The organism is Vibrio sinus (assembly GCF_023634645.1).
Lineage (GTDB): Bacteria > Pseudomonadota > Gammaproteobacteria > Enterobacterales > Vibrionaceae > Vibrio > Vibrio sinus.
The window spans coordinates 41,563-59,073 of sequence record NZ_JAMKMR010000013.1 but is presented as its reverse complement, the minus strand read 5'-3'; the positions used below and the strand labels follow the sequence as shown (position 1 = coordinate 59,073).

Annotated in this window: 14 protein-coding genes; 4 read left to right on the top strand and 10 right to left on the bottom strand. The window is 44.3% G+C overall.

Features of this window, described 5'->3' with window-relative positions; translation table 11 throughout:
• Positions 1-42 precede the first annotated feature (42 nt).
• Together M9194_RS14135 and asnB are read left to right on the top strand one after the other, a co-directional pair.
• Positions 43-1,638 (top strand): cation:proton antiporter family protein, encoded by a 1,596-nt coding sequence (locus M9194_RS14135; RefSeq protein ID WP_250613329.1) that lies wholly within the window; start codon positions 43-45, stop codon positions 1,636-1,638.
• Between the two features lie 189 nt (positions 1,639-1,827).
• On the top strand, positions 1,828-3,492 hold the full coding sequence (asnB, locus tag M9194_RS14130) for an asparagine synthase B (protein ID WP_250613328.1): 1,665 nt from the start codon (positions 1,828-1,830) through the stop codon (positions 3,490-3,492).
• Between the two features lie 89 nt (positions 3,493-3,581).
• On the opposite strand, the gene M9194_RS14125 is transcribed toward asnB, so the two are convergent.
• The 3 genes from M9194_RS14125 to M9194_RS14115 all read right to left on the bottom strand — a co-directional run bounded on the left by M9194_RS14125 (position 3,582) and on the right by M9194_RS14115 (position 6,926).
• Positions 3,582-4,223 carry a MarC family protein gene (locus M9194_RS14125; protein ID WP_250613327.1) on the bottom strand — a complete coding sequence of 214 codons (642 nt, stop codon included), beginning with the start codon at positions 4,221-4,223 and terminating at the stop codon, positions 3,582-3,584.
• Positions 4,224-4,286: 63 nt separating this feature from the next.
• The gene (locus M9194_RS14120) at positions 4,287-5,609 is read right to left on the bottom strand and encodes an ATP-binding protein (RefSeq protein ID WP_250613326.1); all 1,323 of its coding nucleotides are present in this window, start codon (positions 5,607-5,609) and stop codon (positions 4,287-4,289) included.
• Between the two features lie 165 nt (positions 5,610-5,774).
• On the bottom strand, positions 5,775-6,926 hold the full coding sequence (locus tag M9194_RS14115; RefSeq protein ID WP_250613325.1) for a glycerate kinase: 1,152 nt from the start codon (positions 6,924-6,926) through the stop codon (positions 5,775-5,777).
• 103 nt (positions 6,927-7,029) lie between these two features.
• Between M9194_RS14115 and M9194_RS14110 the strand changes: the two genes are divergently transcribed.
• Positions 7,030-7,995: a D-2-hydroxyacid dehydrogenase gene (locus M9194_RS14110; protein WP_250613324.1), complete on the top strand. Its 966-nt coding sequence runs from the start codon at positions 7,030-7,032 to the stop codon at positions 7,993-7,995.
• 87 nt (positions 7,996-8,082) lie between these two features.
• On the top strand, positions 8,083-9,435 hold the full coding sequence (yegD, locus tag M9194_RS14105) for a molecular chaperone (protein WP_250613323.1): 1,353 nt from the start codon (positions 8,083-8,085) through the stop codon (positions 9,433-9,435).
• Between the two features lie 79 nt (positions 9,436-9,514).
• Here the strand turns inward: yegD and rsgA are convergent, their stop codons facing one another.
• The 7 genes from rsgA to M9194_RS14070 form a co-directional block, all read right to left on the bottom strand.
• Positions 9,515-10,558, bottom strand: a complete 1,044-nt coding sequence (gene rsgA, locus M9194_RS14100) for a ribosome small subunit-dependent GTPase A (RefSeq protein WP_250613322.1) — start codon at positions 10,556-10,558, stop codon at positions 9,515-9,517.
• A 178-nt stretch (positions 10,559-10,736) separates the two neighbouring features.
• Positions 10,737-11,678, bottom strand: coding sequence for a chromosome segregation ATPase (locus M9194_RS14095; RefSeq protein WP_250613321.1), 942 nt, complete (start codon positions 11,676-11,678; stop codon positions 10,737-10,739).
• Positions 11,675-13,000, bottom strand: a complete 1,326-nt coding sequence (locus M9194_RS14090; RefSeq protein ID WP_250613320.1) for a sphingomyelin phosphodiesterase — start codon at positions 12,998-13,000, stop codon at positions 11,675-11,677. Before M9194_RS14090 ends, M9194_RS14095 begins: the two co-directional genes overlap by 4 nt.
• Positions 13,001-13,168: 168 nt before the next feature.
• On the bottom strand, positions 13,169-13,795 hold the full coding sequence (locus tag M9194_RS14085) for an NUDIX hydrolase (protein WP_250613319.1): 627 nt from the start codon (positions 13,793-13,795) through the stop codon (positions 13,169-13,171).
• Between the two features lie 161 nt (positions 13,796-13,956).
• The gene (locus tag M9194_RS14080; RefSeq protein WP_250613318.1) at positions 13,957-15,828 is read right to left on the bottom strand and encodes a methyl-accepting chemotaxis protein; all 1,872 of its coding nucleotides are present in this window, start codon (positions 15,826-15,828) and stop codon (positions 13,957-13,959) included.
• 232 nt (positions 15,829-16,060) lie between these two features.
• On the bottom strand, positions 16,061-17,125 hold the full coding sequence (locus M9194_RS14075) for an AI-2E family transporter (RefSeq protein ID WP_250613317.1): 1,065 nt from the start codon (positions 17,123-17,125) through the stop codon (positions 16,061-16,063).
• Positions 17,126-17,152: 27 nt separating this feature from the next.
• Positions 17,153-17,389: a sulfurtransferase TusA family protein gene (locus M9194_RS14070; protein ID WP_250613316.1), complete on the bottom strand. Its 237-nt coding sequence runs from the start codon at positions 17,387-17,389 to the stop codon at positions 17,153-17,155.
• Positions 17,390-17,511 lie beyond the last annotated feature (122 nt).

The following is a 17,511-nucleotide window of genomic DNA, read 5'->3' as shown; positions in this document are numbered from 1 at the left end:
AAAAATGATACGTCTGTACTGGCACAAGGGATTTAATTTGATATGGAATTAGTTTTTATTTCCTCGGTATTTGTCGCGGGATTTATCGCCGTTAGATGCCACCTCCCTCCCCTCGTAGGTTTTCTCTTCGCGGGATTCGTATTGCACTATTACGGTTTTCAAACCAATGAGACCATTCAAACACTCTCTGAACTGGGTGTTACTTTACTGCTGTTTACTATTGGCCTCAAACTCGACATTAAGGTATTGCTAGCAAAAGAAATATGGGCCAGTGCAACCATACATAATGTACTTTCTACACTGATTTTTAGTGCCTTTCTTCTGCTATTAAAAGTACTTGGCGTTTCATTTTTATCTCAATTACCTTTCATGCAGCTCGTGCTTTTAGGCTTTGCGTTGTCTTTTTCTAGTACTGTTTTCGCTGTGAAGTCTATCCAAGATAAAGGGGACATGAACGCGACCTACGGCATGATTGCCATAGGTATTCTTGTCATGCAGGATATATTCGCCGTTATCTTTCTTACCGCCTCAACGGGCCAACTTCCCCATTGGTATGCCATCGCTCTCTTTGCACTGCCGCTGCTCAGACCATTCTTTTTTAAGCTGCTTGATAAAGTGGGCCATGGAGAGATGCTCGTGTTGTTCGGTATCTTCTTTGCGTTAGTCATGGGAGCTGGACTTTTTCACTTGGTTGGCATGAAACCTGACCTAGGCGCACTCATTTTAGGCATGCTGCTCGCAGGCCATAAGAAAGCCTCTGAGCTATCAAAATCGCTTTTCAATTTGAAAGAGCTGTTTTTGGTTTGTTTCTTCTTAGACATCGGTCTTCAAGCACAACCCACCTTGGTCGGCGTATCACTAGCAATTCTTTTCTTACTGCTGCTGCCGATAAAAGGCGTTCTCTACTTTTGGGTTTTGCATAAATTTAAATTTAGGGTGCGAACATCACTGTTTACTAGCCTAGCCCTGTTTAATTTTAGTGAGTTTGGACTCATCGTTGGCGCACTCGCCTATCAAATGAACTGGATTAACAATGATGTGATGGTGTCAATTGCCATTGCAGTCTCTATCTCTTTTGTGATTGCTTCTCCATTTAACCGAAAAGCACACAGCCTCTACCGAAAAGTCGCCAACCACTTAAAAGAGCACAAAGCAGAATCTCTAAACAAAAAGGACCAACTCATCCATCCCGGGGAAGCCCAAGTGCTAATTTTCGGTATGGGTCGGATTGGAACTGGTGCCTACGATGAACTTACCTCTCGGTTTGGAAATATTGCGCTAGGGGTAGACATTAACGACAGTACAGCGGAGCAACATCAGCATCAGAGCCGCAATGTCATTGCTGGCGATGCAACCGACCCAGATTTTTGGGAACGGATTCTTGATACCTCGAAAGTCAAACTCATTCTACTCGCGATGCCACACCATCAAGGTAATCAAGCAGCGCTTGAGCAACTACAAAAAAATGGTTTTAGTGGCCAGATCGCCGCTATCGCAGCGTATAGCGATCAAATCGATACATTACTTGAAAGTGGTGCGGACGCCGCATTTAACATCTATCACGAAGCAGGCAGTGGTTTTGCACAACACGTGTACGAAAAACTCAAACCCAACTTTCATAAAGTGTCGTCACCCTAGTCATTAAATGTACAGAAAACGAATACCAAACGGCCTTATATTAGAAAAAATTTATTAAAATTGGTATTTATTAAAAAATTTCAACAAACGTAGGCAATTTAGTTTTAATTTCGCCATCATTACTTGATTTTTTTTAACTCAACGGTAACTTGAGCATATCAAACAGAATTGAAGTAGAGAGGAATGAGCATGTGTTCGGTTTTTGGGATTCTAGATATTAAGAGTGACGCGAAAACACTAAGGCCTATCGCCTTAGAAATGTCGAAAAAACTTCGCCACCGCGGTCCTGATTGGTCAGGTATTTATGCATCAGATCGCGCTATTCTGGCACATGAAAGACTGGCTATTGTCGGCTTAAATAGTGGAGCTCAACCTCTTTATAACTCAGATAAAAACTTGATCCTTGCGGTCAATGGCGAGATTTATAACCACCAAGAGATACGTGAAAAATATCAAGATAAGTACGATTTTCAAACCGATTCTGATTGTGAAGTGATTTTGGCCCTTTACCAAGACTTAGGCGCTGATCTTTTAGAAGAGCTCAACGGAATTTTTGCTTTCGTTCTTTACGACGAAAGTAAAGATCAATACCTGGTTGGCCGGGACCATATAGGCATCATCCCTCTGTATCAGGGTTATGATGAACACGGTAACTATTACGTTGCCTCCGAAATGAAAGCCTTGGTGCCAGTGTGCAAAACCATCAGTGAATTTCCACCGGGATGCCACTACGCCTCTGGCGATAGTGAGCCGCAGCGTTACTATCTACGCGACTGGAACAGCTACGCTGAAGTAGAAAACAACACAACGAGTAAACAAGAGCTTACAGAAGCATTAGAAGCCGCAGTGAAACGCCAATTAATGACGGACGTACCCTATGGTGTCCTGCTATCTGGCGGGCTAGATTCTTCTATTACTTCAGCGGTGGCGAAAAAATTTGCCGCTATGCGCATAGAAGACAACGAACAATCTGCAGCTTGGTGGCCACAACTCCACTCCTTTGCTATCGGCCTAGAGGGCGCGCCAGATTTAAAAGCGGCACGGGAAGTCGCTGAGAAAATTGGTACTGTGCACCACGAGATGACCTATACCATACAAGAAGGTTTGGACGCTATTCGTGATGTTATCTACCATATTGAAACCTATGATGTCACCACGATACGTGCTTCAACGCCTATGTTTCTGATGGGTCGAAAAATTAAAGCCATGGGCATAAAAATGGTGTTATCTGGAGAGGGAGCTGATGAGATTTTTGGCGGATACCTGTATTTTCACAAGGCACCAAACGCAAAAGAATTTCATGAAGAAACGGTACGTAAGCTGTTGGCATTGAACATGTTTGACTGTGCAAGGGCTAATAAATCACTGGCCGCTTGGGGCGTGGAAGGTCGAGTACCCTTCTTGGATAAAGAGTTCATTGACGTGGCCATGCGCCTAAACCCAAGAGACAAGATGTGTGGAAACGGCAAAATGGAAAAACACATTCTACGTGAATGCTTTGAAGACTACCTTCCTGACGCCATTGCATGGCGGCAAAAAGAGCAATTCTCTGACGGAGTGGGTTATAGCTGGATAGATACGCTAAAAGAAGTGGCTGAAGCTAAAGTTTCCGAGCAACAAATGAGTAGCGCTAAATATCGTTTCCCATATAACACGCCGACTACCAAAGAAGGTTATGTATATCGTGAAATTTTTGAAGAGCTCTTTCCATTAGAGTCCGCAGCACAATGTGTACCAGGTGGCCCATCTGTGGCTTGCTCATCTGCCAAAGCGATAGAGTGGGACGAAACCTTCAAAAACTGTGTCGACCCCTCTGGGCGGGCTGTTCAAGCTGTTCACAATGATGCTTATTGAGAAAAGTCAATAACCCCTCCACAACCGAAGGCTAATTCTTGCCCCTTATGGACTAGAATTAGCCACCTCAACTTTAACGAAGCGCACCTCTAAATTGATTGATAGAACTTCACAATCCCTTCCAGAAGGTTAGTCACCGCAACTGACGCTAGGATAAGTCCCATCACCCGACTAATAATCATAGCCCCTACGTTACCGATGATTTTATCAATCATGTTTGCACAAAGTAACAGTGCAAGAGTGACCAGCAAAACCAACATCATGATGCCACCTGACATCATTTGATGGATAAAGCTGTATCGATTATTGTCAGTTAAAAGTACAACCGCCATCATCGCGCCGGGGCTTGCTATAGAAGGGACTGCAAGAGGGTACACCGCTAACTGAGATAACTGACTACGACATACGTCATTCATCCCTTTCTCACACAGTTTCTTTTCAACATCGGGTTTTGATTCACCAAAAATCATCGTTAGGGCAAACAATAACAACACGAGACCACCGGCAACCTGAAAAGCAGGCAAAGGGACCTGCATCGCTTCCAGTAAAAACTGCCCTGCCACAAGAAAGAAAATTAAAATTGCGGCGGATATCCCCACAGCTTCAAGAGCAACAATACGTTTTTGCTTCTTATTTAAATGAGAGGTTCGAGATAAGAAAACGGGCACCGAACCTATGGGATCAATAACAGCCCAAAGTAGTACAAACTGAGTAATTAAAATATCTAGCATGCTTTCCTTCTATTTATCAATACCTTTGTGATGACTCGCCGTGCTTGAGCGAGTGAGAAACGATTACGTTTTTAAATATCGGCTGACTACATACTCACTATAATAAAGTGGCAATACGAGATCTCGTTGTTCTAACGGAGACGAGCCTTGGGTCCCTGTTAATTTGATTGTTTTTATTGGTTGACATTTTGTAATGTATGATTGAAGAGATTTCGCTCTAGTACGTTTACCACTCTTCACTTCAATAGGAATCACATTACCACTGCTATCCGATACGACAAATTCAATTTCAGCGCGAGCATCTCCCCAAGAAAAAGTGGGAACCACTCCTTGCGCGGCCAACTCTTGCTGAACGAAGTTCTCCGCAACAAACCCTTTGTATTGGTAGCCTTGCTGCTTAATTTCTTTATAACTCACCCCAAGCATATGGTTTAAGAGTCCAACATCGAACAAAAATAATTTCACCATATTGTCTTTACGGTAAGCGGCCAGTGGACTTTTAGGCCTTCCATCAATAGGGTAGTTTTTGAGAATCAAGCGGCACTTATCCAACCATGAAATGGCCCCCTCAAAATCGCCGTATCGTGATTTTCGCTCATACACACCTTTAAATTTAAAGCGCTTTACCGATTCATCCAGTACTGATGATAACTGAGAGGGTACGCTGTTAAAGACAGCCTCGATCAATCCCGCGTCCATTTTCCCCGAGTACTTGCCAAAGTCACGCTGATAGCCCAAGACCAAATCGCGATGAATCGCCGTCACAGCTTGGACACGCTCTACAATACTGCTATCAGCTAGGCTGTACCAAGTGCTAACGGCTTCGGGCATACCACCAGTAAAATAGTAATCTGTGAGCCTTTCAAACAGTTTGCTGTGCGCTGCTGCCGAGTTGACCTGAGCATTAAAAGCTTTTATGAGTGGTACTTCATTTGCAGCCATGAGAAATTCACGAAATGTAAGAGGGCGTAAGTAGTGCTGCTCCACTTTTCCTACTGGAAATGAATTGAGTAAACCAATGTTCGAGCCACTTGCCGCCACAAAAAAATGCGGTGCTTTTTCAGCAAAGTACTTTAATGATGCCACCGCTTTTGAACACTCACCAATCTCATCCAATATCAATAAATCAGTAGCAGGGTTAAAAAGTTCGCCCGTCAACAACTCTAGATTAGAAAGAATATCTTCTGGCGATAGTGAACCTTCGAAAGCCTCAGACATTTGTGGCGATTCCAAAAAATCGACTCGGAGCACTTTCCCAAAAGTATCACCTAGCAAAGATTGCAGTAAATATGTTTTCCCTGTCTGGCGCGCTCCATCAATCAGCAAAGGTTTTCGCTGTTTTTTTGCTTTCCAGTCTAAGAGCTTTTCTAAAAGCAATCGTTGCATGGACGACTCATTTTCAGTAAACAGTGTCTATGATTACACTTTATTGCGCATAAAAAAGCAAGTTATTACATTTTATTGCGCCAATAAGTGTATGAAACACCTTTACATGCGCAATTAAATGAGAGTTTAACTCGATTACTAGGTCACTTTTGTCCAAAATTGGGCTCATGGGAGTCGACTCCCTAGCTGGTGCCCTAACACTAAATTCGCAGCAATGTTGCGAGATGCTCTTATCACATTAGCTTCTGCCTCTTCAAGTACCTGCTTGATATCCTGAGCAGCACGTACACTACCAAACACCGCATTCATCGAGCCATATAATGTATCAATATTTTCTCCCAGCGATCCGGCAATAGCGATGACTGGAATTTTCTTTGCGTTCGCTCTGCGCGCAATGCCAATAGGCGTCTTACCATTTAGGGTTTGATTATCCATCCGTCCCTCTCCTGTTATCAGCAAGTCTGCCTGAGCTAGGACAGTGTCCACATGTAATAGATCGAGAACCATTTCAATCCCCGATTCTATTCGAATATCAAACAACAACGACAGTCCCAATGGCGCTCCGCCTGCAGCACCAAATCCCGTTGTCTGGCTATAGTCTTTACCGGTTTGCTGTTGAGCAACCTTGGAAAAGCGCTGCAGCGCAAGATCTAAACGCTCCACTTGCTTCTTTGAAGCGCCTTTTTGTGGTCCAAATATAAAGCTCGCTCCGTTATGTCCAGTCAACGGATTCGTGACGTCACACGCTAAGACAACTTCCACCTCATGGCAGCGCGAATGCAGGTTGGTCAGATTAATAGAACTGATACGAGATAGCTCTGCTCCGCCAGGCTTTAGCTCGTTACCCGCTTCATCAAGCAGCTGACCGCCAAGCGCTTGAACGATGCCCGATCCTCCGTCGTTGGTCGCACTCCCCCCCAGCCCTATTATTATTTTTTGCACACCCAAATCAAGAGCCGCTTTAATTAGTTGCCCTGTCCCATAACTACTGGTCAACTCTGGGTTTCTTTGCTTGTGCGGAACTAAGTCTAACCCTGACGCGGCCGCTAACTCGATAACAGCAGTATTGCCATCATCGATCAGTGCCCAGCTCGCATCAAGTGGATGACCAAGCGGCCCTGCCACCTGCTCTCTTTGGCGGCTACCAGCAAGGTTTTGTAAAATTACATCGACTGTACCCTCTCCACCATCGGCTAATGGAAGGTGAATATAATCAGCCTTGGGCAAGACTTGTTTGAACCCTTTCTCAACGCAATCACATACCAGCTTGGCACTAAGAGACTCTTTGAAAGAATCAGGAGCTATCACTATTTTCATGTCTTTGTTTTAACTTTTATCTACTTAAATCGCTTTACAATTATTCTCGCTGTGATTACATCTAACTCCAACCTTCAATTGTGCACCAACATAAGGAAATGAGATGAAATCCATAGTTTGCTTAGATGGATACACATTAAACCCTGGCGATAACTCTTGGGAGCCCATAGCCAGCCTAGGACATTTTTCCTGCTATGATCGCTCCACAGACGGAGTTGACCAAATTATCGACAGGGCCAAATCTGCCCAAATTCTACTCACTAACAAAACGCCGATCACTCAAGACATTATCAACGCATGCCCAGACCTAGAATGCATCGCTGTACTGGCTACAGGCTACAACGTCGTCGATATTGCGTACGCAAAACAAAAGGGCATTGTGGTACAAAATGTGCCCGCTTACGGAACAGATACCGTTGCCGAGATGGTGTTTGCACACATTTTTCAGCTGGCACGCAATGTGTCATTAAACAGCGAAGATGTAAAAAGCAAACTTGGTTGGACGCAAAACAACGATTGGACGTACTGGTTAAACCCGCAAATAGAGCTGGCAGGTAAAACCATCGGCATCATAGGTTTTGGTGCCATAGGTCAGCGTGTGGGAGAAATAGCCCATGCATTTCGAATGAAAGTACTAGCGCTCAATCACTTTTCAAAACAAGCTCCTAGCTATCCACATCAAGCGGTAGATCTAGACAGCCTACTTGAGCAATCGGATATTGTTTCGTTGCACTGTCCTGCTTTAGCCACGACTGAAAATCTTATCAACGTAGAAACGCTTTCCAAAATGAAAAAAACGGCTTGGCTAATCAATACCGCTCGCGGCCAACTGGTCAATGAGCAAGATTTAGCTCACGCACTCAACTCTGAGCACATTGCAGGTGCAGGATTAGACTCACTGTGGAAAGAACCTGCTGAGGCGGACAACCCTTTACTACAAGCCAGAAACTGCTTTATTACTCCTCATATTGCTTGGGCAACACTTGATGCTCGCCAACGAATTACACAGATTGTGGCCCATAATATTCAATCATTCCTCGTGGGCTCACCACAAAACGTCGTCAACTAGAGCCTGTGCTATGAGGGTTATTTACTTGCTAATAAGTAGGATTTCATTAGAATACCTCCCCCCATTTTTCAGTGAGATAGGTGAGTAATGTATATTGGATTCGACTATGGAACTGCAAGCTGCTCGGTTGCTACCATGCAAGGGAATACGCCAACCATGGTGCCACTGGAAGGCGATAACTTTTTCATTCCTTCCACTTTATGCGCACCGACACGTGAGTCGGTAAGCGAGTATCTGTATCGATTCTTTAGTGTTTCTCCCTCAGACTCGTTAGGTGAACAGCTTCTACGTAGTGCCATTGTTGCCAATCGGCATGAAGGCATGGAGTTAGCACAAGATGATCTAATATTTGGTCAAGCGGCGCTGGAGAGATATCTCGACGATCCGGAATATGTTTACTACATCAAATCACCAAAATCCTTTTTAGGCGCAAATGGCCTAAGAGATCTGCAAATACGCTTCTTTGAAGATCTCGTTTGCGCCATGATGGTTAACATTAAACGACGCGCTGAGTCGTGTTTACAAAAAGACATCATGCAAACCGTTATTGGCCGACCCGTTAACTTTCAAGGATTAGGTGGAGAAAAAGCCAACCAACAAGCTGAAGCGATTCTAGCCAATGCGGCTAAACGAGCGGGCTTCGTTGATATTGCGTTTCAGTTTGAGCCCGTTGCCGCAGGTTTAGATTATGAAAGCCAATTAACCGCAGACAAAACCGTTTTGGTGGTTGATATTGGTGGTGGAACAACGGATTGCTCATTGATGAGAATGGGCCCAAGCTACAAGACACAAGCAGACCGGAAAAACAGCCTCTTAGGCCACAGCGGTTATCGTGTTGGAGGCAATGACCTCGACATCTACCTGGCATTTGAACAGTTTATGCCAAAATTAGGTCGAGGCTCCAGAACACACAACGGCATCTACATGCCACAAGTTCAGTTTTGGAACCCGATTGCAATAAACAATATTGCCGCGCAAACCGATTTTTATATGGCCAGTAACCGAAAAGTGCTAGAGCAACTGAAAAGCGAGGCTGAGCATCCCGAGATGTTAGAGCGGTTGTTACTTGTTCATGAGCAAACATTAGGCTATCAAATAGTTAGGCGTGCTGAAGAAGCTAAAGTTGCCATGTCAGATAATAAAGAGCTAGCGGCTACATTAGCGCTAGGAGAGCAAGTTATCGAGTTTGAGCTTAGCCAACAACAGCTAGAAAGCGCGATCAGCAATCCAGTCGACAAAATTGTTCACTTAATTCGCAGTACGTTAAGTGATGCCAACGACAAGCCAGATATTATCTATGTAACGGGCGGTAGCGCTCGCTCGCCAATATTACGCGCGCTCATTGAAGCTGAACTGCCGGGGGTGCCTATCGTATCTGGAGATTACTTTGGCTCAGTCACCGCAGGCTTAGCGCGCTATGCCAAGCAGTTATTTGCTTAACTTACTCTCGTTCAACACTAAAGCCAGTTAAAGTCCATAGACTCTAACTGGCTTTCTATTTACAAGATTAAGATAAAGCTTAGAAACGCCCTTTTAACCGTTGAGCATCATGTTGAGTACGTTTGTAAAATTTACTCTGAGCTTTATATTTAGCCCGTTTCTCCGCAAAACTTGCAGAGTTATTGGCTTGTTCTCTTAGTAATTTAAAATAGCTATCTAGTCGCCTTTGCTCAAGACGCCCATCATCAACAGCGTCCTGTACCGCGCAGCCCGGTTCAGATGAATGCTGACAATTGGCGAAACGGCAATGCTCACTGAGCTGCTCAATATCTTTAAAGGTAGCAGAAATGCCTTCCTTACAATCAGAAAGCTGAAGCTCACGCATTCCAGGCGTATCTAGAATTAATCCACCGGACGGGAAAACGTGCAATGAGCGACCTGTTGTGGTGTGACGCCCTTTGTCATCTCCTGCTCGCACCTCACCTGTATCTTGCACATCTAGACCAAGTAATGCATTCACAAGCGTAGATTTGCCAACACCAGAGGAGCCTAAAACGGCAACCGTATTACCGGTTTTCGTCCAGAGCTTCAAGTTATCCAAGTTTTCTGAATCGAGGCCATTTACTCCCTCAACACATAACAATGGATCCAAGCTTTGCACTTTAGCAATATATTCCTCAGGAGCCTCAACCAAATCACTCTTGCTTAAGACGACAACAGGCTCGACACCAGCTTCATTGACCAAAGCCAGATACCGTTCAACCCTGTTTAAGCTGAAGTTTTCATTCATTGAACAAACAATAAAGGCACTATCAACATTGGCTGAAATTAGCTGGTATTGTACTTTGCTCCCTGGCGCTTTACGGCGAAAACAAGACTTTCGCTCTAAAAGCCTTACAAAGGCCCGATTCTCATCAACTAACATCCAATCGCCCACAACCAACTCAGGCATATGGTGATGTAAATCTAGATGATGAATCGAGTTATCTCCTGCTATGGTCACCATAGATTTGTGTTGTTCGATAACCCGAGCAGGGAAATTTTCTTCCCATTCTTGAAGCGATAGCTGTTGCTGAAAAAAAGGATGCCAACCTAAATTGGCTAACGAGTATGAATTACTCATAGCAGACCCTTAACAAAATCGTTAATAACAATTTGGGGCCTATGACCCCGGCTTAAAATCCGGGCTGAGAAGTCTAATGTTTAGATTAGATGCCCGGTTAGGTTTACTACAATCATGAAATTCCTCCTAACTAGCAGTAAATTGACCAAGTAAGTCTACGACATAACTGAAGCTTTGCCTATTGAAAAGTGAAATAGTCTCGACGAAATTGGCTGATTTGTTGCTCAGCGTAAGTTTGCCATTCAGTGTCCGACAACCTTGTGCTAAGTCTTTGCTGCTCAAGAGATGTCTGTAACTCTGACAGCTTGATTTGGTATTGGTTAACCTGGGTATCTTGCTCGACTATCTGCCGTTCTCGGCTAGCAATGGACTGGATCTCTTGAGCAGAAAGATACTGCTGAGCCAATTGATGTTTTATCACTTGCACTTGCTCAAATGAATAGGTGTCAGGAATCAGGCTCACCCCCTTGTCATATTTTGCGCTATTATTTTGCAGCTCTAATGTTACCTCCTCATTCTGCCATTTATCTAAATACGCTTGATAACCTTCAGCAAAATCTTCTGCGGGGCCATTAGAAACGTTTTGCAGCCCGAGACTAAAATCATAGAAGGTAAGTTCGTCAGCAAAAATCTGCTCTGCAAACTCTCCCCAAACCAGAGCCGCCAAGCGTTTAAACTCTGCCACCTTATCCGATAGAGAAGAAAATTTGTTAAGTTCAGTGTCTCCCCACACTTGTTGCCATTCTCTGATTAGACTGGGGTAGCGTAAGAAAAGTTGGTATCGAGAGTCGGCTAACTGGGGCTCTAGAGTCGTTAATTTATCGGCACAGTCACTTAGGCGCTGACATTCTTGCCAAAAGCTCTCCAAAGCCATGACTAGCTCTCGGCCTTGAATGTGATTTAATCGGGACATTGATAACGATGTCGACCCCCTCTCTGAAACAGCACCACTTGCATCAATGGGCGGACTCCCTAACGGCCTACTCACCTCCTTGGTGAATGACGTCACCTTTTGTGCCTTCGCACTAACCGAAGGCTCAACCCGCACTTCCTTTTCTAACCACAGATAGATACCCACGATGACAGTGAGCCCACCTAGAACAAAGCGGTAGTTCATCACTTAATCACTGCACTAACGGGAAAATGATCAGACAAATTGTAACGTTTCCAAAGCCTCTCATCGGTAGTACGAGGGACGTCAACACGATTGTTATTGTGTGATTTAACGGCATATTCGCTGCTGACCATCACGTAGTCGAGGTATTCGATACCCTCTCCATCTGGTGTGGCTGTACCGGCAAAGTCATTGATGCGAGGATCAAACGTAGATTCCGTATATCCCGAATAACTTGGCTCTATTGCTCTTAGGTTTTCCATCATATGCTGATAGTCCACCGGAAATTTTCGCTTATTGACATTAAAATCGCCGCTGTACACAACCGTTTCATGCTCAGGGATTTCTAGTGATGTAGCCAAAGCTCGAATTTGTCTGAACTGACGCTGACGGTATTCTCTGGCTTTATCTGTGTCGGAAGAGGCAGTATGTGTCGCAAAAACATGATAGGCCTTGCCTCCTTTTATCACTTCCGCATAGTTAACCCCCTTATCGGCAAAGCAATCTGTTCCGGTACAATCTGGAAATACGTACTGGGCCTGCTTAACAATTGGGTAGCGACTGACAATGATGACACCACCATCGTATATGTTCGCCCCTTGCTTATCCAACATCTCCGTTTGATAAGGGTATTCTTTCGCTAACTCCCGCAAAAACTCACTGCGGCCACTGGCAAACACTTCTTGCAAGGCTAATACGTCATACCCCGAAACAAAATCAGGAATAATGTCGAATCGCTCTCCGATATAGGAAGCGATGACGGGTAATGCCCATATGTTATACGTCATGATCTTTAACGTATTTTCGTCCGGCTCTACTGTCTCTAGCGTTTTTTCTGGTGTAATCGTATAGTGGAGATCATCATAGCGAGCCGTTTTAGAAGACTTAAAGCTCAGCTCAGTTTGACGCTCAGCAAATGCGGAGGTGTTAAAGCGGTGGATTTCTCGATCATCTTGTAAAGCAAGTGGTACATCGACAGAAGACACACCGTATTGGATGGTAGAGTTGTACCAGTGGCCTTCCATTACTTGGCTAAGTTCAACACTTTCTCCATCAGGATTGGAAACGACCGTGTTAAATCTGTATGTTTGCCCAGACTTGACGCCTTCCCAACGATTAAAACTCAGCACCAATTTCGTTTCCCACGGGCCAAGTGTCTCGGTGTGTTGCTGCCACTCTTTGCCATACTCCAATGTGTCAGAGCCGTCATGGCTCACCTGTATGATGAGTGGCTGAGCGGAATTGTTGGTCAAGTATACATCTGTATCTGCCATCACAGGTGCAGCGATGAAAGAAACGAGCAGAATCGTCCACAGCTTAAGACTCATGTTATCTTCCTTAAGTTACATGTCTGGCTAAAAATTAAACCAGACATGTTTCATATTTGTTAAATATGATTTAAAAGATACAATTCATGATCTTAATTCATAAAGCTAATGATACAGAACTTTGAAATGCATAAAACTGCTAGAGACAACTCATCCAGATCGCTGATATCAGTCTACCGCTATCCCCTTGTCTCCTGATCTAAAGTGATGGGCAATGAGCTCTATGTCATCTGGTAGCACTCGATTTGGCGCTAGCGGTGGCAAATCATCGAATGAGAAAAATTCCATACCCGGTACAGTCGCATCTTGAACTGGCTGCTCAGAAACCGAGTCAAACACAAAATAAAGCTTATAAACATGAAAAGGGAATTTAGGTTGGTATGGGTGAGCGGATCGGTCTCTAACACAAATGAGTTTCGGATTTTCTACCTTGAGTCCGGTTTGAGCTAACACGCGGTGTGTGATGCCTTCAGAAGGCGTCATGCCGATATCTCCCCAACCGCCAGGTATACTCCAGCCTCCTTCTTCGTTCTCTTGAATGAGTAAAATTTGGTTGTCTTTTACTATACCTGCACGCAAGTCCACTTTGGGTGTGGGGTGGCCCGTTTCAGGAATGAAAATTTTCTCAATTGCCGCAACTGGCGTATCACCTAAAAACGCCAACATTTGATTGGCTATCGAGGTTAATTGCTCAAACCTCTCTTTATCGTATTTATCTTTACTATAAATTTCGCCAGCTTTCGCTATAGACTGAATTTGTATTGCCCAATCCAACCAAGGAGATTCAGGGTTCATTGCTTGTCACTCTTTAATCTTTTTAATGCCCCCTATTATGCAAAAACCATGATGGCAAACAAGTGCGAGTCTTGTATTGAAAATTTCTTCAAGATGCGCGCTTCAGAAAAATAGATAAGGCCCCTATAGCAACACTATAGGGGCCTTGTGATTAGGGCGTGCTAAACGATAAACTGATTTAATATCGCGCCTTGCTCTTGCACATTTTCTCGCTGCGCTTGCATCGCCAAGTTGGATCCATCAGCAGACTCAGCCACTTGGGTCGATAGGTCTTTTATTTTCACGGTGTTGCTATTAATTTCTTCTGCCACCAAGCTTTGCTCTTCTGCTGCAGAAGCAATTTGCAAGTTCATGTCAGTAATCTGCTGAATGGCATCTCGAATTTGGCTAAGGGCCGTGTTGGCTAACTGCGCTTTATCGACCGCTTCTACCGCGGTATTTTTACTCTCATCCATGGCAGCCGATACCGCGCTCGCACCAGCTTGCAGCTGCTCGATCATGCTACGAATTTCAGTGGTCGACTCTTGGGTCCTTTGCGCAAGTGTTCTTACTTCATCGGCAACAACCGCAAAGCCTCGCCCGGACTCACCAGCCCTCGCCGCCTCTATCGCAGCATTCAGTGCTAACAAGTTGGTTTGATCGGCAATATCATTGATGACTTTAAGAATGGTTTCAATATTGGCAGTCGCCGTTTCTAAACCTTGTACCTCTTCGACCGCTTGATCGATTCGAGCTGAAAGATTGTCAATGGAAGTCGTCGTTTCACCGACAACTCGAGAGCCATCTTCTGTTGCGTTATCTGCGTTTTGCGCCGCGCTCGCTGCACCTTGGGCATTATTGGCCACTTCTGTCGCGGTAGCCGCCATCTCGTTCATCGCAGTGGCAAGCTGCTCGAGTTCATAAAGTTGGCTGCGCATTGCCTCAGAGGACTCTTCGGCTCCTCTTACTGTTGTGTCCGCACTGTGCATAATTTCCGAGCCAATCGCTTTGCATTGAGTGATCTGCTGCTGCAGCGTTTCGGTGAAGGTATTAAACCCTCTCGCCAGTTCTGCAAATTCTTCATCGGTATTGGTGTCTAAACGCTGGGTCAAATCACCATGTCCTGACGCCACATCTTTAATGGCACGATTAAGCTCACCCAACGGACGCATTAAGTACTTGATAAGATAGGTCAGTATGGTGACACTTAAAATTACCCCTATGATCACGTAAATAATTGAACTGTTGCGCAAATCCTTGATCGCGGCAAACGCAATGGACTCGTCTACAGCAGCGCCCACATACCAGTTCTCAGACGGTACTTTTATCAAGTCTACTAAGAACTCTTTTCCATCCAGATCTACCTGCTGAGGGCCTTCCTTGACTGATACTCCAGGCAAGTACTTAGAAATATTCTGACCATTAAACTTAGCATCAGGGTGAGCTATGGTGGTGCCATCGGCTGTGATGATGAACAAGTAACCCGCATTGAATAAGTTGATACTGTTTACCACATCGGCTAATCCCGTTAGATCAACATCGAAGAACATGCCACCTATAAAGCTGCCAGATTTTTTAATTGGTGTAGCGATAGAAATGATTACTTTCTTGCTTGAAGCATCAATATACGGATCGGTCACAATCAATTTGTTGCTCGATTGTGCATCTTTATACCAAGGTCTAACACGTGGATCATAATCGGAGCCGGGATTCCATGAGTCGTCGTTTTCTAATACCTTACCATTACTTTGGTAGCCTAAACCCGTGGTGATATAGCTTCGTTTCAAGTTGGGTGATTCCAAAATACGTGTCACGTATTGTTGATCTTCAGGATTGAGCTCGATAATTTCTGCGACGGATTGAGCCAATCCTCGTTTATCTTTCATGTCCGCCGTCACCGTGTTTTTCACACCTCGAATCATATCTAATAAACTGCTGCCTACGATGGCTTCAACCTCAGCGCGAACGGTTCGTTGTTGCTGTAACGATAACAGCGATACCGTAACAAAAAGAAGTAAAGCCGATGCGGCAACGATTTTTTGGCTAAATTTCATGTGTCTATCCTTTGACTCTTTAACTCGGACTTTTTTATAAAGCCTTTATCGTCCTATTTAGATAAAAGTTAAGCGTTTTCTGCCCGTTAAATGCAATTAACTTGACCAAAAGATGAATATCGAAACGCGCTAACTTTATACGCCAGTGAGACGATGGCTTATTGAACAGTATAGTGCGGATATAAAAAAGCTCTTTCTAAATGAAAGAGCCTTTTAAGCGCGATCGCAAATTCTAGCTGATCTCTTCTTCTTCGTGACTTGGCAACGCATTCCAAACCGCTTTCACTAAAGTGGCCAAAGGAATAGCAAAAAAGACCCCCCAGAAGCCCCATAGACCACCAAATACCAGCACGGCGACAATGATGGCCACAGGATGCAAATTCACAGCTTCAGAGAACAGTATCGGCACTAACACATTACCATCCAACGCTTGCACAATTCCGTAGGCAACCAATAACCAATAAAATGGTGGGGTGAGCCCCCACTGGGAAAGGCCAACGATAGCAACGGGCAAAGTCACCGCTGCCGCGCCAATATAGGGGATAAGCACCGAAACGCCGACCGCCACCGCAAGCAACGCTGAGTAACGTAAATCAAGGACGATAAAGGTGACATAACTTACGCCACCAACAATAAGAATTTCCAATGCTTTACCACGAATATAGTTGGTGATCTGCTCATTCATTTCGATCCACACTTTATTCGCTAACTTACGATTTCGAGGTAACAAACCGCTGGCCATTGAAATCATTTCATCTTTATCTTTCAGTAAGAAAAAAACCAATAAAGGAACCAGTATCAAATATATGGCTAACGTTGCGATGCTCACTAATGAAGCAACCGAACCTTTTACGACACTTTCACCAGCCCCGATAACTTGGTTTTTCACATTGGTCATCACTGTTTCAACGATTTTGAGATCGGCTAAATCAGGGTAACGTTCAGGGATTGCTGCGATAAAATGTTGGGTAGCTGAATACATATTGGGAATGTCATTAATCAGGTTGCCCACTTGCTGCCAGATTGTTGGCACAACAATAAGCACTGCAAGGAACATCACTCCAGTAAAGGTCAGGATAACAACCACAACCGCAAGGGTTCGATTAACGCCACAGCGACATAGTTTAGCAACAGGCCACTCCAACAGGTAAGCAAGTACAATGGCCACGAGAAGAGGCGCAATTAAATCGCCAAAAAAATAGATGGTAATAAAACCAAATAAAAGGATCGCAACAAGACTCACCGCGTGGGGATCAGAAAATCGCCGTTTGTACCAGCGAACAACCATTTCAAACATGTAACAAAATTCCCTTTATCTTCCGTTTTAAACTTTAGGGCACGGCCTAGCAATATTTTCAATAGACCAGTAGTCGTCAAACGCTACTTTTTGATAGTCGTAACCTGACGATTGCAAATATCTTTCGATGTCTTTCAGAGAGCCATGCTCAATAACATATATCTTAGCAACTTCATCCTGGGACAATGTCATGACATGTCGTTTTGCAAGCAGCAAAGCTCTCGGGCATCGCTCCTCTCTCAAATCGAGTAATTGGGGTTCCATTCTTTTTTTCGACGTTTATTATATAAGGTAAATACCCGTGTAACGTATGTTCTTAGTGCTGTACCGGGTATATTGTATCGACTTTTCTGTTACAGACCAGCAAGCACCGCATAAATTGTTGG